The organism is Enterococcus sp. CWB-B31, from assembly GCF_020567645.1.
Taxonomy (GTDB): domain Bacteria; phylum Bacillota; class Bacilli; order Lactobacillales; family Enterococcaceae; genus Enterococcus_L.
The window spans coordinates 33,341-52,637 of sequence record NZ_JAJDJW010000014.1 but is presented as its reverse complement, the minus strand read 5'-3'; the positions used below and the strand labels follow the sequence as shown (position 1 = coordinate 52,637).

Below are 19,297 nucleotides of genomic sequence, written 5' to 3'. Positions count from 1 at the left end.
TGCAAAATCTCTTATACTGGTATATATTTCAGTTGCACTATGAGAAATGAGGAGAAAAAAATGAGTAACGTTGTTGAAGCTGTACGTAAGAATTTAGATTTAACACAAAATAAAACATTAAATGTTTTAATCTATGAGGCTTTCCGAAAAACGATTATTCTAGGCGACATCCCTGCGGATACTCGGATTAATGAAAAAGTTTTTGCAGAAGAACTAAATATCAGCAGAACCCCCATTCGTTTGGCTATGAGGCAATTAGTAACAGAAAAGCTTGTTGAACATGTTCCCAAAGTTGGCGTCGTCGCAAAAGGGATTCGGATAAAAGATGCCTATGAAATTTATGACATTCGCAAATCACTGGACAGACTGGCTACAATCAAAGCCATGAACCAAATGACCGAACAAGATTTTGAAAAGTTAAAAGAATTGTTGGAACAAGGTGAAGCTTACAACAAAGCTGATGAAATAGAACTGCTCTTACAAAATTTTTCTGATTTTAATGCGTTCATCTACGAAAAAAGCCAAATGCTTCGTCTGAAGTCCATCGTTCTGGACCTTCAAGCCTATCTCGTCTATTTTCGGGATATCGCCATTCGTTCCTCCAAACGACGAGACAAAGCGCTTGAAGAACACTGGCTTATTTATCGAGGCATGAAAACAAAAAATGTGGAACAAATTACCTTAATTACACATGAACACTTAGATCGCTCCTTGCAGTTCATCTTGGCAGAAATGGAGCGCAGAAAAATTGATTAATGCCTTTTTTCCCCAGCATCTTGCAGATTATGCCCAGAAAGCTCTGCTTTATGAAGTAACCTTAAGTCCAAAACCCGGCTTAGTTGATCCTTTAACTACCGGAGCCCATACAGATATGGATGTCTTTACATTTATGGACAGCATTGTAAGTCTTCGGCCTTTCCTGGAACAGTATGTAGCTATAGGGATTTCCCACCAAGGGGAGCCTGCCGCATTATTTAAAAAACTTAGAAAAACAGGCGCTTCTGCTGAGGAGAAGATGCTACAGGCAACAAACAACGTAAATACTCATAAGGGCGCAAATTTTTCCTTTGCTGTAATTTTAGGTGCAACAGGCTTTTATCTTCAAAATAAAGAAAACTTTCGTTTACCGTTGTCAGCAAAAGATAGTGAAGCAATTTTAGCTTTATCCAGTCAAATGACACAACACTTAGTTTTAGAAGATTTTGTTGATTTAGAAAGCAAACCTTCACTAACCTATGGAGAAAAATTGTATCTGACCTACGGAATAACAGGAATTCGAGGAGAAGCGGCAGCCGGTTATCCAAGCCTGTCTCAAAAACTTCTTCCCTACCTGCGAAAACTGGAAACACCAACTCTTGAAGAAACTTTATTACGTGCCCTTATTTTCTTAATGAGCGAAATTGAAGATAGCAATTTATTGCATCGAGGCGGCTTTGAAGCCTGGAAAACGGTAAAGGCAGAGAGTAAAAAAATTCATCAAGCAGCTCTTGATAATAAAGAACTACTTGATGAACTCCGTCAATATGATATGCTATTAACTCAGAGACATTTAAGCCCTGGCGGTTCTGCGGATCTTTTAGCCTTGGGGATTTACTTTGCACAGTTGGAAGGACTGCTTTAATTCCCATGTGGCAAAAACGTGTATCCTAAACCCCAAACGGTTTTGATATATCGCGCATTTTTAGGGTCGTCTTCAATTTTGTTTCTTAAATGATTGATAAAGACCATGACTGTATTTGCGTCCAGCTCACTGTCATCCCAAACGCTGTGATAAATTTGTTCTTTTGAAAAGACCTGATCAGGGTTTTCCATAAAAAACTGCATTAATTTTATTTCTTTTGATGAAAGCTTGATCTGCTCGTCTCTTTTAAATAGCTGATAACGTGCTTTATCAAAGCAAAAATCACCGACGACAATTTTACTTTCCCTGGATTGACTACGATGCTCTTTAAGTACTTGTCCTCGATCAAGTGTGGCAATGACTTGGGCTTTTAATAAGCTCGGTAAAAAAGGTTTGGTCATATAATAATCAGCGCCCATTTCCAGACCAGCAATAATATCTTCTTCATTTTTCTTCCCGCTAAGAAAAATGATTGGCACAAGCGGATTTTCTTCTCGAATAATTTGAGCAAGATGATACCCGTCATTTTCATATTCTAAACAGATATCTAATAAATATAAATCAAATTTTACTCTGGTCATAATGTCTACCGTTTTTTCAACTGAATCACTTTGATAAATTAATATCCCAGTAGATTGTAATGACTTCCAGATTAGTCGTCGAATCGCCGGATCATCATCGACAACAAGAATCTTTTCGTTTCTCACGTTCTTTCCTCCTTCATGTTTTATCTATTTTTAAAGGGAGCTCTGCCTTATGAATAAACCATCAAATAAACTACTAAGTCTAGGGATTACCTTTGTCATTTGTTTAACTATCCTTGGCATACTGATTACTGCAAATAGTTATCGGCAAACACAAAAACATGCCCTGGAAATGGGAGAAAACCAGCTGGCTAAAATCAATGACTCTGCGATTAAAATATTAAGGCTGGAAATCAAAGCATATACCTTAGCCTTGGAAGATTATGCCTCAAATATTTTTAATGAAACCAACTACCATGAGCTGATTGATGATCCTCAAGTCCAAAAGAATCTTCTTTATAAAACTTCTGCTGCGGCTGGCTTATTTTTGATCTCTCCTGAAGGAACACTTCTTTCCAGCAGAGATATACATTCAGACCAGTTTACAAATGAAAAAATTACAACAATTTATGTAGATAAAGATCCACTTTACCAAGAAGCAATCCAAGGAAGTATCAAGCAAAATGGCGAAGCTTATTTTATTAAAAATACATCCTATGTCAATCTCTATCGACCTGTCTATGATAAAAATCAGGTGCTTCAATCAATTCTAGTCTTACCCATCAATTTAGAAGAGCTGTACCAGCAGGAAATTGATACAACTGAAAATCAAAACGGGTATACAATGATCAAAAATGAAGAAATGAAAGTGATCATGCACCCTTCAACAGAGCAAATTGGTTTGGATATTGTTGAAGACCGGCGAAAAAAATTCCCTGATCTTGATTACTCAGATTTAGAGGACTTAGAAAAAGTGCAGCTTGCCAATGAAAAAGGAACACTGAGTTATAGCTCCTACTGGTGGACAAAAGCTGATCCGAAAAAAGTACTGAAAATATCTGCCTATGAATGGATTACTATTGGAGAAGCCAGATGGATTGTCGCCAGCTCGTCTGATTTTTACGAACGCAATGGCATGGTGCTTCAGGAAAATTTGATCATTTTGGGATTACTGGCGATTCTATTAGCCATTGTCATTCTTTTAGGTGTAAGCTTCAGTAATTACAACCGGCAAAATAAGATCTACTTAGAAAACCTTCAGCTTGTCGAACGCCAAGAATTTCTAAAGGAAAGGCATGAGTTAGAAAAAAATATGCTGCAAAAATCAAAATTAGAAACTGTGGGGCTTTTAACGACTACCATTGTCCATGATATGAACAATTTCCTTACTCCAATGATTGGAAATCTTCAACTATTAATCGAAGAATACCAATCAAATAATACACTTATTACAGAGCTAAGTGAAGTCTACCAAGCAGCTGAAAAAGGTCAAAAGCTATCGGCAAATGTTCTGCGCTTTACCAAATCAAGTACGGCAGCTAAAGGAGTCTATTCTATTGATAAGGTTGTTTTAGAAGCGATTGAAACCATGAAAATTCTTGTACCAAAATCCGTTACACTCCTTTATAATGCTAAGCCGGCAGGAAATTCATTTTTTGAAAAAAACGATCTTCAAGTTATTTTATATAACCTTATTACTAACGCTTACCAAGCGCAGATGGCAAATGCATTAATTGAAGTTCAGCTTTCAATGGCATCAGGAACACAGTTGGAAAATTTCCAAAACCACTCGCTGGCTTATCGTGAAAAGCAGTTTGCTCAAATCAATGTAATAGACAATGGACCTGGCATTCCTAAAGAAATTGAAGAAAAAATGTTTACACCATTTTTCACCACTAAAACAGGTACTGACGGCACAGGTCTGGGACTCTTTATTGTTTCTTCTATTATCAAGAAAAATGACTGGCTGTTAGAAGTTAAAAATACTGATACCGGAACCACATTTATTATTGGCATTCCATTAGCAGAGGATTTCCTTTTATCCAACTGATTGATTCATCTATTTCAATGCCTGCTCTTTGAAATAGATGTTTTTTAATATATTGTAAAAAAATTTCTTTATTTTCTTCTAAAAAACAGAAATCGCCTGCATTCTTGAGCAAGTATTCTATTTTTTCTATACACTTTTATTATAAACAAAAATACGGCTGATTAATTAAAAACACACTAAAAAAACAGTAAGACTTTTACTGGGACATCTATGTACTAAATATCTGCTCAGCTGTTTTTTTACTTTTTATTTAGTTATTATTTACCAATTGGACTCCTATATTCTTCTTTATTCGTCCTATTTTATACACATCCCCCCTATTTCTTTCTCATACCTATATTTTACCTTTTTTATTAAATTATAACCACCCATCCAACAGGTGGTTTGCGCCACGGGTATAACCCGGCTCATTGTCAAATCGGATTGATGAGAGAAATACGGATATGGATCATTGAGAGTGAAACACTTTCAATAATCAACTTTTTTGTAATGACGCGTGTCTGCATTCCTTTTATCTTTTATACTGCCACAGCTAAAATCGTCAAATTTTTATCTATGATTCGCAGTATTTTTTTGATATCATGAAGTATAGCATATCGTTCCTTCCTGTTGGATTTTGTGTAGTGACTTAATTTTATCAGAGAACGATATGTTTTTTTATCTAAAAATGAACCTGGAACTGACAAAAGTATTTTTGCTTTCATCAATCCCATGTATTAATAGAGCCTTTTGAGAAATAACATGACGGAGTTTATAAATACGCCAGAGTAACAAATAATCAGCGTGTTCATGTTTGTCAGAGACCAAAATATTTAATTGAAGACTTGATTACTAGGCATTCACAGCCTCATGATTTAGTGATTGACCTCTTTTTAGGTAGTGGAGTTTCTGCCAACGTTGTGTCCAAATTGAGAAGAAACTTCATCGGTTATGAGAAAGACTTAGCTACGTTCAAAAAATTAAAGAAGATATTAGATAAATAAGTTGGAATCTTGGAGTATTATTTAATCAAATGACATTTTAATATTCCAAACCAGGTTCAAATCTTATAAAATGAATATTATTGACTTTCTAAATAATAAAAAGGAGTATTTTAAATGACAAAAACATATTATAAAGTTTCCTCAATAATTGATAACTTGGAGTACAAAAAAGGAAATTGGTTAAAAATAGTTTATTACTTGATACTAATTCCATTTTTTCTAAGTATCCTTGCTTTTTTTTACTACAAAGCCATTGGCTCAATAATGTTAGGTTCGTCGCTTGGTCTTTTATGTGCCATAAAACAACAAATGGATTTGAAAAGTAGAGAAGTTGAAAAAATAACAAAAAATAAAGAAAAAAATTATATTGCTGAAAAAATTTCTGACGATGAAAGTAAATTTTTAGTTATAGCTATAAGCGATAATACTACCTACGACCATAGTATGTTGACCGCATTAAATGATGAATTAAAAAATATTGGAATTGATAACAAACAAAAAATAGAACAATTAATTAATGAAATAGATGCAAAAAATGAAACAAGTAAATACAATACTAAATTCTTTGTAGATATCGCTAAAGGTTTTGGAAGTATATTTATAATAGCCCCAATTGCTTTCATTTTTGGTTCACTCTCTACAGAGACAATTAAATCATTGGATATAGCTAAACAGTTAGTGGAAAGTCCTGAACTGATAATACAGTTTGTCCAATTGATTATATTAATAGTACTTTTAATTTTGGTATTATTATTTATAATAGGAGTAACACTATACGGCTTAACACCATTTATAAATACTACTCTTTTAAAAAATGCATCTCAAAGAAATAAAGTGAAGAACTACTTATCAGATATTATGTACATGAACTACTTAGAATAAAATATTCAACTAATACTACGATAAAAAATAATTTTGATTCCTACCTATTTAAAAAGAGAAGTTTAACTCAACATAAACTTCTCTTTTTATGTATTTACTATTTAGCATGTCAAAAGAATACTCTCTCGGGTTCTACCAGTAACATCCACCCGATTTTTCTTCATTCTTTTGTCCTAGTTCCCTTTTCAGCAACAATTCCACACATCCATTCAGTTATGTTATACTTATGAAATTGAGCGGCTGGTATATCTTAACAGAAAATTTATGTTTGCTTATTGGACATTGAACTATTTTTTAGGATTCGTGCGATAAGCATTAAACATGGTTACATTCCGTAAAGATAAACTAAAAATGTATTTTTAGGGGATTCTTTCAGGATAGTTTCTATTTGCTATCATATCCGGCAAAACTCAATTTCACTTGCACTATCTCTTTTAAAATTAAATGACAGAAAGGGAACAATACATGATTATTAGTTTTGATGTCGGCGGCATCTTTATAAAATATGGCTTGTTTGATATGAACGGCACCATTATTGATCAGGACAAACAGCCTTCTGAAATCGATACAGAGGAGCAGTTTTTTTCGTTTATTGAAAAGATCATTACGATGTATGAACGTAGATATATGATTAAAGGAATCGGCTTCAGTTTTCCTGGAGTAATTGACAGTGAAAATGGGATTCCTATTGTTTCCGGTGCGATTAAACCTTTAAAGGGGAGACCGTTTATTCAGCTTTTAACGGAGAAAACCGGTTACAAGTACCCTATCTTCATTGAAAATGATGGAAACTGTGCAGCTTTGGCCGAAATGCATTCGGGTAAAGGACAGATGCATAATGATTTTGTTGTGATGACCTTGGGAACTGGTATTGGCGGGGGTGTTATCAATAATCGAAAATTGATTAAAGGTGCTGGTTTCAGTGCCGGAGAATTTGGTATGATGTTGATTCCTGATCGAAATGGAAAAAAAGAAATCATTGCAAAATATGCTTCTACTCAGGGATTATTAAATTTGTATCGCAAGCGTTTAGGAATTACTTCGGCCACACCAGTTACCGGAGAAGAAATTTTTAAAGGAAACACTCCCCAGAAAAAGGATGTACTGAAGCTTTGGGGAGAGTATATTTCCATGCTTGTCTACAACATCATTGTTACAATGAATCCTGAGAAAGTCTTGATTGGTGGAGGTGTCAGTCAAAACCCTCAGCTAATTCCTCTTATCGAAAAACCTCTGAAAGAGTATCCTGAATGGAATTTATTTGAAACACCAGTAGAGCGTTGTCATCATCAAAATGATGCAGGACTGATCGGAGCATTCTATCTTGTTTACAGCCAAATAAATCAAAATGATAAAATATAGAAAAAAACCATCGGCTTTGGTGAGCCGATGGAAAAGGAGTATTACTCAATAAGAGTAAAATGAAAAATAAAAAGGTTGTTGTTGGTATGGTTAAATAATACAATATTTTAAAATAAATGTCCAGTAATAACACTTCAACCTGATTCAATTTTACTAAAATTATCTTTATTTTTTTAACAATAGATTACTCATTTTGGTAATACAAAAAGAAATATCATCTGTTGCTTTATCCTGCTTCTCTTCTGAAGCATTAAACAATGCTGTGTCCAATCCCTTTTCAGGATCTAATGAAAGAACCATCTCTTTACAGCCTGCTACATACTCTGTGTAGCAGCGCTCCAGTTTTTTATGAATGCCGATTACTTTTACCGGTGGACGAAGTCCCAATATTTGCTTTAAGAATACTTCGTACTTTTCCGTACCTTCGTTAAAAATCCCCTGAACTTCAGCAAGCTTTTCTTTAGAAATATCTGCTTCTTTCTTGTCATCAATGGCCTGACGAAGCTCTTCGTAGTGCCCGTTCATTTCTTCTCCCACTTTTTCTGTTTCTTGTACAATATCATTAATTACCTGAATATAATAGCCAATATTTGGTTTCAACTTATTTTCCTACTTTCTTTTATTATCAACTTATTTTACCGTTTTCCTTCCGTACTGACAAGCCCGGATTAGAGCTTTCGGTATAAACAAGGCTTTTCAAGTGAGAAGGTGAGCCGCAAGATTATTAGCTGAGGCGTTTTGCAGATTTTTTCCTATTGTCCAAGCTAAGAAAAATCAGCCCCTCAATTGAGAGACTGATTCTATTTCAATTACTACTATTTCTTAAAGCACTTCATCACTTGTTTTGATTATTTTTGAAATCATGCCATATTCCTTGGCTTCTTCTGCGGACATCCAGAAGTTGCGGTCTGTATCTTTCGCTACCTGTTCATACGTTTGACCTGTTGCTTCTGCGATCATCCGATTAACTCGTTCTCTCATACGAACGATTTCTTTGGCTTCAATCTGTATTTCAGTTCCCTGTCCCTGAACACCGCCGGCTGGCTGATGAATCATGAAACGTGTATTCGGCAGACAGAATCTGTTCTTGGCATCAGCTGCCAGAAAAATTGTGACCCCGGCACTCGCAACCCATCCTGTTCCAATCACATATACATCTGGTTTGACAAATTGAATCATATCATGAATGGTATCTCCTGATTCAACGTGCCCGCCTGGACTATTTACAAAAATCTTAATCGGCTCATCGCCCATTGCTGCCAATAGAAGCAGCTGTGAAGAAACTTCACGTGCTAAATCCTGAGTGACCTCTCCGTAAATTAAAATGGTGCGTTCTTCCCATAATTTTTTCATGATCATACTTTGATCATTTTTTGGTGTCGTATCTTTTTCTTCTTCTTCTAAACGATACATGAATCCTACCTCCTGCTTTTCAGTAGTGAACGAAGCTTCGCCCACTTCTCTCACTCTTCTATTCTACCAAAAAGTCAGGATTGTTCAAACTATGAAGTACCTATTTTAAAGGAATCGCATGAAACTGACCTTTACCTGACCAAAAGAAGACTTTTAAAGAAATTTTTCTTCAAATAATTTAATATTTATTTATCCCTAACCTCTTAATTCTATATAAAAAGAAAAAATAGTGAATCGAATAATTTGTTTTTTCCATCGAATACAAAAAAATATTTTAGATATTAGGGAAATTCCAGAAAAAATTTGAACTTTCTTTTTAATACCCTTTATCTATTCATGCTTTCCAGCCGACAGCCCATTCTGCTCAGTACTTCATTTGTAATAGTTTGTGCCTGTCCTGCTGCAGCTTCACTATTTTCAAGTACAGTTATTTGTGTTCCTAATTTAATCTCCGGTACATCTGTAATATCTGCCAGGAGCATATCCATGCAGATCCGACCAACTTGCGGGATTTCATAATCAAGATAGCTCAATGAAAAACCTGAGTTGGAAAGTTCTCTGGAAATACCATCTGCATAACCAATAGAGACTACACCAACCCTCATTTCTTTTACAGCAGCTGTCTCTGTTCCATAGCCCAGATATTCTCCAGCTGAAACCCATTTGGCAGATATCAGCACAGCATGGACAGACAATACAGGTTCTAATTTAATTTTGTTTCTCATCTCCTGATCCTGCTGGCTGAGCACACCATATAAAAGGATTCCCACCCGTACATAATCGTAGGATAGCTCTGGATAGTTCATTACACCATAACTGCTCTGAAGATGTGTCACACCATAATCAATCCCGCATTGCTTTAACTCTTCAAGCAGCTGATCATATCGCTGAATTTGTGCAGCTGTTCGTTTTTCTGCTTTTTCATCCAGTGTATCTGAAGAACCAAGATGGGAAAAAATACCTTCCCATTGCAGATTTTCCATTCTATACACAGACAACAGCTCTTCAAGGTTTGGGGTGAAGCCCAGACGATTCATTCCTGTGTTTACTTCCAAATGACAACGAACCTTTATCTCTGTTTGATTTAACTGGTGTGCATACTCCAGATCAAAAACAGACTGAATCAAATCATAATAGGCAACTTGTCGAAGCAGCACAGGGTCTGTGTAGCCCAAAATTAAGATATCACCTTGAATTCCGTTTTTCCGCAGCTCAATGCCTTCTCCCAAAGTTGCAACAGCAAAGAAATTTACCTCCTGTTTTTCCAAATAGAGACCGCAGGATACAGCTCCATGACCATACGCATCTGCCTTCAAAACAGCCATTATTTTTGTACCTTTGGCGAGTCGTTGTTCGACAGATCGCAAATTTCTGCCCAGCGCGGTCAGGTTTATCACTTTGCCGGCACGATGAATTTTTCCCGGTTTTTGTTGTCTTAAACGAGTCAATATGGAAAACGTAAACGTACAAAGTCCCATCGTCAGAAGCAGAATTAATAGAAACTGAATCAGACTGTTCTGAAACATTGGGATAATTTTCCCCGCAAAATAAAGAATAATAATACTAATTGGATGCAGAATATACAGCCATAATGAATAGTCCAAAGCATGGACAAATGAATGTCTCGGCTTCCACCACAGCAAATACTGAAAAAGAAAATACATCGTCAGAGGCAGAAACAAGTACATACTGTCATGCTTCAGCTCGGTTCCCCTATGCAGCAGCAGTCCCTCAATGAACAATAGCAACAGCCCAATAATCATTTTCAAACTGGAGAATGTACGCTTTTCCCCTTTCTTCAGATAAATACCTGCCCCCAATACCAGAAACAACGGAGAAAAAAACAGACCATTTCGGGTATAATCAAAAAGCTGAAAGAGAAAATCGTAGAATTTTTTTAAAAGCGCCGTATTCTGTATCAGAAAATAGTAACTGTCCCCGCCAAGTCCAATTAGATAAAGGCTGAATACAAGGATCAGTACTTTTGAGTAAGGAAGGTGCTTTAACAGTAGGCGACAAATCAGCATGCCGACGATAACTGCCGGAAAATACCATAAATGATAAAATGGACTGTCAAACAGCAGCAGCTTTGCCATATCAGAAACAGAGATTGACAGACGTAAGGTCCCATTATAAAACGACAGCGGCAGATAGAGCAGACAGGCGAATAAATAAAGCTTCAGGAGCTGACGCAATGTCTTTTTAATTTTCCAGGCTTTAGCATAATCGGGTGTTTCAGCATAGGGACCCAATACATAATAGCCGGTGATCATAAAGAAAAAAGGCACAGCAATTCGGAACAACGTCAGTGTAATAACATCATCTAAATAAGGCGCAAAAGAGCCGAATGGAAATGTATGGATAACAACAACCATAACTGCTGCAATCAATCGAAACTGGTCAATTCCGGAAGATCGGCTGGACATATTTATTGTCTTTGTATTTTTCTTAGTCATCTTTTTCTCTCCACTGCTTAAAAAAGTTATAATACTCCTCCAAAGTCCAGTCATGTTGCGCGATAAACCGGCTATAAGAACAGCCGACGTATCTAAAATGCCAAGGCTCATAAGCAATACCTGTTATCCGGCTTTTGCCTTCTGGATACCGAAGGATGAAGCCAAACTCGGACATTCTTTCTAAAAATCGAGTACTGATTTCTTTGCCGTTAAACGTCGGACATATCTCATCATTTTGACTATCAGACAAGCCTAAATCTACTGCTAATCCTGTCTGATGCTCACTGCATCCAGGTCTGGCTACATACAGCTCAGTATACGCCTTTCCACGAACACGCAGGGAATAGTTATACAGTTTTTCCTGTTCCGCAAAGCTTCGGTATGCACTAGTTACTATGATATCTTTTTCGCCGCCAATAAAGCGGATGAGCTTTTCCAGCTGCGCGGCTGCAGTTGTCTCCATCCATTTATTTCCTTGAGAAAAAGGAGCCTGCACCAGGTCAGCAGGAAGGAAATCCGGCTGCAGTTGGTTCTCACTATTTACCAAAATCGGAAAATCGATAGTTAGTTTATTTCTCATTTTCCTCCCTCCTCAGCCAGTTGAATCAGGCGTTCAACAATTTCTCTATAGGACAGCCCCATATTCATCAGCATACTTGGATAACGTGAATGTTCCGTAAATCCCGGTAATGTATTGATTTCATTTAACAAAATTTCACCGTTGTGTGTAAGAAAAAAATCAATACGTGCCAAGCCTCGACACCCCAATAGTCGATATAATCTTTCTGCCTGAAATTTAATTTCACCTTTTAACGTTTCGTTGATACGAGCAGGCATGTGAATCGTCGACGAAATCAACTGATACTTTTCTGTATAATCGAAGAAGCCGCTTGCCAGTTCAATCTCATCAACTTCACCAATAACCAGCTGTTCATTCCCAAGGATTCCACAGCCAACCTCAAAGCCATTCACTCCCTTTTCCAAAATAAAATGAGTATCAATTTCTTTTACTGAAGCAATCGCTTTGGAAAGCTCTTCCAGTTCATTCAGCTTACTGATCCCTTTCGATGAACCGCCTCTCAATGGCTTGATAAACAGGGGAAAGCCTTCTTTACGAATGAATTTCTTTATAGCATTCATATCCAGTTCTGCAAGCGAACATTGTATTGATGGCGCTGTTTTTATTCCAATACTGTTGGCAAAGCGATGTGTCAGCTTTTTATTCATACATACAGCAGAGGAAGCAACTCCGCAGCCAACATAAGGAACCTCCATCCATTCAAAGACTCCCTGAATTCGTCCATCCTCCACAAATTCACCATGCATCACAGGAAAAAGAACATCCACAGGCAGCGGTTCCTGATTTTCCAGTAAAGTAAATCCTTTCCAGCTTTCGCCAATTGCCGGAGTCAGCTGTCGGCAGTTTTCTTCCAGCCAGCAATCCGCCGAAATTGATTCATTATCGCCGATATACTGATACCACTCTCCGCTTTTTGTTATGCCGATTTTAATGACTTCATATCTTTCCTGATCCAATGCATCTAAAACTGCTGTTGCAGATTGCAGCGATACCTCGTATTCTGATGATTTCCCTCCAAATAATACTGCAATTGTTTTCATTGTTCTTCCTCCCTGTTCTTTAAAGCAACTCAAAATATATTCATCTCTCCCTCCAAATCCTTGATATGAAAAGGGTTATAACCTGTTATTGTTCTCCTCCTTTTTATGTTATCTTAGGCGGCGAAGCGAACACGTTACAATGAGCAGTATTGAGCTTCAATAGTTGTTCCAGCATATTTCTTTGCTGCACTTTTATTGCTGAAGTGCTCAACGATGGCAGCTCTTTGTCACGTGCTCTGATTATTTAATCAGGTCAGTTTTTCATAGATTCTTTTGAGTTGTCCTCTTTAATTAGGATATGTCTGAAAATTCAAGCGGTGAATAGTTTGATGATTTTTATCGAACTCATCGTCATAAATACTCGCTTATGATCCACATAAGCTGTGTTTTCTTCCTTGATTTCAACAAAAATCACTGAAAAATTCGAATGCCACTAACTTTTCAGACACGCCCTAGTAAACTTCTGATAGATAAATCGGCTTTCACGAATATTTAACTGATCGCTACCTGGACTTCCTTCTGCACCAAGTAAAATCATAATGTATTCTTTTCCGTTCACAACTGCAAGACTGGCCAGACATTGTCCAGCATCAAGTGTATAGCCTGTCTTTCCGCCAATAATCTCCCCCTGCTCCCAACCTAATGCTTCTCCAGTCATCAATAAGGTACTATTCAATTGAAGTCCTTCCGGTTGTAAAGCCGTTGATAGCGTACGATACGTCAAGGTGGTAAACAATCGATAAAATGTTGGATTTTCAAGTGCATACTCAACCAGCTTCACCAAGTCCGAAGCCGTTGAAAAATGACTTGTGCTGTCCACACCGGTTACATTTGAAAACTGTGTCTGGTTCATTCCCAACTCTTTCGCCTTTTGATTCATCCATTCAACAAAAGCCTGCTCTGTTCCTGCAGCATAGATTGCTCCGGCAAGGGCGGCTTCAGCCCCGGAAGGCAGCATAATTCCATAGAGAACAGCCTCCAGAGAAACAACTTCATTCTGCTGGAATCCGGCTGTTGCCAATTCCTCCTCCCAAATATACGGGAAAATATCTGATGGAATAATTACTTGCTGGTGTGTATCTGGAAAAGCCTCTATCAGACATATAGCTGTCATAATTTTAGTCAATGAAGCAATCGAGGTTTTCTGCTGACTGCTTCTATCATATAAAACTGCTCCTCCGCGTTCTTTTAAAAGAATCTGCTTCGCAGTAATTCCTTCGATTCCTTCTTTGTTTTGTGAATAGACTTCTTTTATATGAGACTGAAGAAATGGTAAATGATTTATAGTAAGAACGTCGGCTTTCACTAATAACCCGATAACGCTTAAAAGAAAAATCCAGAAACCCAGCTTTCTACTTCTTTTTTTGTACATAAAAAACTCTCTCCTTTATGGTTCCATTAAACCAATAAAAGAGAGAGCAGATTTTAATTTATACTTAGGTTCATCTTAAGCTTTCTTAAGACTTGGGTAAAATGACTTCAAATGTTGTAATGCTGTTCTCACTGCCAGCTGATATTTTCCCGCCATGCGCTGCTACAATTTCTTTCGCAATTGCCAGCCCCAGCCCGGCGCCGCCTGTTTTTGCAGAGCGGGCATGATCCAGCCGGTAAAATTTATCAAAAATCATTTCCAGCTGTCGTTTTGGAATTGTCGGTCCTTCATTTTTGATTAGCAGCTTAATTGTAAATTCCGCTTCACGCAATTCCATTTGAATCACTGAATCCGGATTTCCATAGGTCAATGCATTCTTCAACAAATTATTAAATACACGTGCCAGCTGTTCACTATCAGCTTCTATTGATAAGCTTTCAGGTCCTTCAAAGCTGATTTCCTGATTCTTGTCGCTCAGCAAGGGATAAAACTCTTCGATCATCTGCTGACTGAGCAGTACCAAATCCATCCTCGTTTTATACAAATGGATTTCCTGCAGACTGAACCTTGTAATATCAAAAAATTCGTTTATCAGCTCTTCCAGGCGGCCGGCTTTATCCAAAGTAATCTGCTGATACTTTGCTCGTTGAGCAGTTGTTAATTCAGGAGAATCAATCAGTAAATTCAAATACCCAATGACTGAAGCCAGCGGTGTCTTTAAATCATGAGCCAAATAGGTAATCATATCCTTCGTTCGCTGTGTTTCACGTTTCAGCAGTTCTTCATTTTTCATGTTCTCTGCCTTAATTTTCAACAATTCATTGTCCAATGACAGATCACCGGTTGTAGATACATTCTCTGTTTTTAAAAACTTAGGAATCTTTTCTGACAGTTTTTTTACTTCCATAGTCACTGCCCGTCTGGAAATTAAATAGCTGAGTACGGCAACAAGAATGACCAGGAAAATAAATGCCGCTGTTAAAAGCAGCTTAAGCGCACTCAGGTTTACCATCGTCTCATTATAGATCATGCCGTCCTGCTGATAACTGCGATTGTAGACAAGATATTCATAAAAAAGAGTTCTAAAGATCTGGCTGAAGCTGCTTTGAATAAAGAGAAAAAACAGCATCAGAATAGCCAGACTGATCAGACTGATTCTAAACAGTAATTTACGATTTTCTATTTTACTCAATTTTATACCCCACTCCCCAGACTGTTTTTATATATTTCGGTTTCTCTACAGAATCCTTCATCTTTTCTCTGAGATGGCGAATATGCACCATAATCGTATTGTTTGAGCTAGTATAATACTTTTCACCCCAAATTGTTTGAAATATTCCCTCCGAGCTGACTGCCTGCCCTTTATTTTCACAAAGCAGCTTTAAAATGGAAAATTCCAGCGGCGTCAAATAGATTTCTTCATCATCTAAAAGGACTTTCCGTCTATCCAAATCAATAAACAACCCACGAATACTCATTACAGAGTCTGTGCCGCCATTATAGGTCGTCACCCTCCGCAACTGTGCTTTCACACGGGCAATCAGCTCCAGCGGCTTGAATGGCTTCGTCATATAATCATCCGCACCGATTGTCAGCCCCGTAATTTTATCTATTTCTTCTCCCTTTGCTGTCAGCATAATAATCGGATAAGTCTGTGTTTCTCTTATTTTCCGACAGATTTCAAACCCATCCAGATCAGGAAGCATGACATCTAAAATCGCCAAATGAATGTTCTGTTTATCCAGCTCTTCCAAGGCTTGTGTACCTGTGGCACAGCTGATGACTGTGTAATTTTCATTTTTTAAATAGTAGCTGACCAAGTCAGCAATTTCCTTCTCATCTTCAACCAATAAAATCGTTGTCATTCTTTCCACACCTTTCCCATCTTCAGTGTAGCAAAATACTGTCGGCAACTAAAGATGGAAATACTTAAGATTTCTTCAGAATTATATTGATTTGAAAGATGGTAAAAATTCAGATTCCTTTAAAAAAAAATCATTGATTTTTTTCTTAAAATAGAAATTATGCCTATGTCCAAAAAAACAATTATTTGATTTAAGCTTCATTTAAAAATAAGAACTGCAATCACAGATGTTAAAAATTACATTTAAGATCAGTTCAATACCCTTTTAGGAAAATATAAAAATTTAAAGTCAGTTGAATCAACTTCTCAGTGCTTGGTAAGTTTCTAGAAATCACATAAAAAAGAAACTGATTGACAATTTATAACTGAGACAACCAGAGATAAACTCAAATACCTCTATCCAAAATTTTAATTTTGTCAAAACACTCGCATTATGTTCAGAGAATATTCTTCTATAAAACGCAGCTGTGAGAATTGTCATGGTCAAGAATTCGGGTAGCTAAGTTTATAGTCTCTTATTACGTTGCCTTGAATTGTCAGTCTATTTAGTGTGACGATTAAATGAATGACAATTCCTCGCAGAGGTGGTCTTAGTATTAGCTAGCTCTTAGTAATGAGTGAATTTTTGCAAATTCAATTTATTGTCGCCACACCTATCATTCCACTACAACTTTTTATATAAGTGGAACTGACAAAATCAGCTATACCTATCCTTATCATACACCTGCTACTTCCCGATTTACCTTTGACACTGCAGAAATTATTGACCATCCGATCCTTTCTTTTTTCACTAACTCAAAGATAAATCCTATCCTTTCTTGATAAGAGAGCTTTCTTTTACCAGACTGCTCTTGTTTAACAGCAATATAGTGAATTGACGTGCGGATATAACACTGGTTTGCGTATAAACGATAATGATTTATCTAGTTTACTCTGTATGATTCAATAATTTTTTATACGTAGAATCAAGAATCAACGCTCCGACTGGTGCACAGAATAAGATTGAGATTACTGCTATCGCTAAAATAATGCCCCCATTTGGCAAGCCCATGGCTAAAGGAATACCACCAATTGCTGCCTGAACAGTCGCCTTTGGAATACCTGCAAAAATACAGAACAAACGCTCTTTCCAATTAAGTCCAGTGTCGATTAAACTTAATAAAATCCCTACAGCTCGGAATAATAAGACCAATACCAACAGAAGAAGTGTTTTAGCACTTTCTGCTGAGACATAAGTAATATTTACACTTGCCCCAACGAGAACAAATAATAAGACTTCAGCTGCCACCCAAACTTTGGAAAATTTTATCGAAATTCGGTTTGCCACATTAGGTAATTTCGCTAATAGCACAATACCAATCACCATAACTGTTAATAAGCCAGAAAATGGAATCACTAACACCTCTTCAACAGTGACTAATAAAAATGCCACACTTAATAAAATAATAACTTTTATTGAATCACGTAAATGAAAGTTTTTAAACCCCAACACTAAGCACCAGCCGACGATAATCCCAACCAACACGCCAGTTGCAATTGAAATCGGAATCTCTGAAAATTTAAAAGCAGAAACTACCTCACCATTGGTTAAGCCAAGTAACGATGTAAAGACAACAATGTTAAACATATCATCGACTGAATCACTAGCTAATACCAACTGTGGAATCTTTTTATCCGTACCATAGCCTGTTTCAATTAGTTTTATCATTCGCGGAACAATCACAGCCGGCGATGCTGAGGCCACAACTGCTGCTAAAATACCTGCATCTAATAAAGGCAGATTAAAAAGCAATCTGGCAACTAACACTGTCCCACTCATTTCAAAAATTGCGGGAAAAAAACTCATTAATACTGCTGGACGACCAATCATTTTTAAATCTGAAATATCTAACGACAGCCCAGCTCGCATTAAAATTGTAATTAAAGCTACTTCTCTTAAATCTGCTGAAATCGACAAAATTGACTCATCTAACAGATTTAACACGTAAGGACCTAAAATGATACCTGTCAGTAGCATTCCAATTAAACTCGGCAATCTCATTCGCTGAAAAACTGCCCCTAACATCATACCAATCAAAAACATATACGCCAAACTTGCTAACATTTCTTCTTCCTCCATTTTCCATTCATTCTTAAAGTCTCCACAAAAAAACCGTTGAGCACTGCTTTGCAGTCATCAACGGAGTATCTACTATTCGAACTTCAAATAGAAAAAAGATAGACTGGTGGCTTCTGCAAAGCAGAAGTCATCAGCTTAAATAAGCGGTTTAGGTCGAAACCAAGGGAGAACCTCATTCCCTATTTTTTCATTATAGCGAACTCCTTTGGATTGTCAATATTTTGTAGTTTTGAATTTACCAAAAGAAGAAAAGTCTAAAGAAAGCAGATCGTTCTTCTGGCTTCTCGTCTTAAAATTTGCGGATAAAAATAGCCTCTGTATATTGACCACATTAAAAATAAGTTATAATTCTAAACCAAGAAATATGGAGGATATTCAGCAGTCTCCGTTTAAACATTCAATGATTGTCATCTGCATACCATTCTGCTAAATGGATGTTTACTACAGAAAATCCTTGTATTTATGGGTCCCACTTTGTATTTATTTGTTTTCAATCTCATCCTAATTTCAGCACTAAAAGAGTACAGAAAAGAATGATTCATTCCTGAGTAATCTTTTCTGCATTCCAATACTATTTATTTTTTTCAAGCCTATTTATTTTATCTATTCTTGTCTGATGCCTTTCTCCCGCAAATTCTGTATTAAGCCATACATCAACAATCATCAATGCAAGTCCTTCACCAATGACACGCTGTCCCAGACAAAGAACATTTGTATCGTTATGCTCCCGTGTTGCTTTTGCTGAAAAACAGTCGCTGACCAGAGCTGCCCGAATCCCCCTAATTTTATTTGCCGCAATACTCATACCGATACCTGTACCGCAAATTAAAATTCCTTTAGCATCTTCTTTATCCAAAACTCGAGAACAGACTTTTTCTGCATAGTCCGGATAATCAACACTTTCATGCTGATCAACACCAAGATCCTCAACAATTACTCCTTCTTGCTTCAAATATGATTTAACTGCATTTTTATATTCCACACCGCCGTGGTCGCACGCCAGATATACTTTCATCATTTTACCTTCTCTT

General features: G+C 36.9%; 16 protein-coding genes, 1 pseudogene and 1 riboswitch. Of the genes and pseudogenes, 6 read left to right on the top strand and 11 right to left on the bottom strand.

Annotated features, from left to right (window positions below; translation table 11 throughout):
- The first annotated feature begins 60 nt into the window (after positions 1–60).
- Positions 61–756: a GntR family transcriptional regulator gene (locus LI954_RS12160; protein WP_202069257.1), complete on the top strand. Its 696-nt coding sequence runs from the start codon at positions 61–63 to the stop codon at positions 754–756.
- Positions 752–1,621, top strand: a complete 870-nt coding sequence (citG, locus tag LI954_RS12155; RefSeq protein ID WP_420705945.1) for a triphosphoribosyl-dephospho-CoA synthase CitG — start codon at positions 752–754, stop codon at positions 1,619–1,621. The genes LI954_RS12160 and citG overlap by 5 nt, the downstream gene beginning before the upstream one ends.
- Here citG and LI954_RS12150 read toward each other — a convergent pair.
- Positions 1,618–2,328: a response regulator transcription factor gene (locus LI954_RS12150; RefSeq protein ID WP_202069256.1), complete on the bottom strand. Its 711-nt coding sequence runs from the start codon at positions 2,326–2,328 to the stop codon at positions 1,618–1,620. The two genes, citG and LI954_RS12150, sit on opposite strands and share 4 nt — an antisense overlap.
- A gap of 49 nt (positions 2,329–2,377) precedes the next feature.
- Between LI954_RS12150 and LI954_RS12145 the strand changes: the two genes are divergently transcribed.
- From LI954_RS12145 to LI954_RS12135, 4 genes and pseudogenes are all read left to right on the top strand, one after another.
- A complete protein-coding gene (locus LI954_RS12145) occupies positions 2,378–4,195 on the top strand; it encodes a cache domain-containing protein (protein ID WP_202069255.1) in 1,818 nt (605 codons plus the stop codon).
- A gap of 761 nt (positions 4,196–4,956) precedes the next feature.
- Positions 4,957–5,178, top strand: a pseudogene (locus LI954_RS16375) (DNA methyltransferase); the annotation flags it as partial.
- A gap of 114 nt (positions 5,179–5,292) precedes the next feature.
- Positions 5,293–6,060: a hypothetical protein gene (locus LI954_RS12140; protein WP_229444608.1), complete on the top strand. Its 768-nt coding sequence runs from the start codon at positions 5,293–5,295 to the stop codon at positions 6,058–6,060.
- Between the two features lie 465 nt (positions 6,061–6,525).
- Positions 6,526–7,422, top strand: coding sequence for an ROK family protein (locus tag LI954_RS12135; RefSeq protein ID WP_229442783.1), 897 nt, complete (start codon positions 6,526–6,528; stop codon positions 7,420–7,422).
- 165 nt (positions 7,423–7,587) lie between these two features.
- Here the strand turns inward: LI954_RS12135 and LI954_RS12130 are convergent, their stop codons facing one another.
- The 10 genes from LI954_RS12130 to rpiB all read right to left on the bottom strand — a co-directional run bounded on the left by LI954_RS12130 (position 7,588) and on the right by rpiB (position 19,281).
- Positions 7,588–8,022, bottom strand: coding sequence for a hypothetical protein (locus LI954_RS12130; RefSeq protein ID WP_202068457.1), 435 nt, complete (start codon positions 8,020–8,022; stop codon positions 7,588–7,590).
- Positions 8,023–8,244: 222 nt separating this feature from the next.
- On the bottom strand, positions 8,245–8,835 hold the full coding sequence (locus tag LI954_RS12125) for an ATP-dependent Clp protease proteolytic subunit (protein ID WP_202068456.1): 591 nt from the start codon (positions 8,833–8,835) through the stop codon (positions 8,245–8,247).
- Positions 8,836–9,161: 326 nt separating this feature from the next.
- On the bottom strand, positions 9,162–11,291 hold the full coding sequence (alr, locus tag LI954_RS12120) for an alanine racemase (protein ID WP_229444607.1): 2,130 nt from the start codon (positions 11,289–11,291) through the stop codon (positions 9,162–9,164).
- On the bottom strand, positions 11,284–11,871 hold the full coding sequence (locus tag LI954_RS12115) for a D-alanyl-D-alanine carboxypeptidase family protein (RefSeq protein WP_229444606.1): 588 nt from the start codon (positions 11,869–11,871) through the stop codon (positions 11,284–11,286). Before LI954_RS12115 ends, alr begins: the two co-directional genes overlap by 8 nt.
- Positions 11,868–12,911 (bottom strand): D-alanine--D-alanine ligase family protein, encoded by a 1,044-nt coding sequence (locus tag LI954_RS12110; RefSeq protein ID WP_202068451.1) that lies wholly within the window; start codon positions 12,909–12,911, stop codon positions 11,868–11,870. The genes LI954_RS12115 and LI954_RS12110 overlap by 4 nt, the downstream gene beginning before the upstream one ends.
- A 433-nt stretch (positions 12,912–13,344) precedes the next feature.
- Positions 13,345–14,283, bottom strand: a complete 939-nt coding sequence (locus LI954_RS12105) for a D-alanyl-D-alanine carboxypeptidase family protein (RefSeq protein WP_229444605.1) — start codon at positions 14,281–14,283, stop codon at positions 13,345–13,347.
- An 85-nt stretch (positions 14,284–14,368) separates the two neighbouring features.
- Positions 14,369–15,475 (bottom strand): sensor histidine kinase, encoded by a 1,107-nt coding sequence (locus tag LI954_RS12100; protein ID WP_229444604.1) that lies wholly within the window; start codon positions 15,473–15,475, stop codon positions 14,369–14,371.
- Positions 15,468–16,148, bottom strand: coding sequence for a VanR-ABDEGLN family response regulator transcription factor (gene vanR, locus LI954_RS12095; protein WP_229444603.1), 681 nt, complete (start codon positions 16,146–16,148; stop codon positions 15,468–15,470). The genes LI954_RS12100 and vanR overlap by 8 nt, the downstream gene beginning before the upstream one ends.
- Before the next feature lie 927 nt (positions 16,149–17,075).
- A complete protein-coding gene (locus LI954_RS12090) occupies positions 17,076–18,251 on the bottom strand; it encodes a cation:proton antiporter (protein ID WP_229444602.1) in 1,176 nt (391 codons plus the stop codon).
- 129 nt (positions 18,252–18,380) lie between these two features.
- Positions 18,381–18,455, bottom strand: a riboswitch (Fluoride riboswitch).
- Between the two features lie 382 nt (positions 18,456–18,837).
- The gene (rpiB, locus tag LI954_RS12085) at positions 18,838–19,281 is read right to left on the bottom strand and encodes a ribose 5-phosphate isomerase B (protein ID WP_229442065.1); all 444 of its coding nucleotides are present in this window, start codon (positions 19,279–19,281) and stop codon (positions 18,838–18,840) included.
- Between the last annotated feature and the right edge of the window lie 16 nt (positions 19,282–19,297).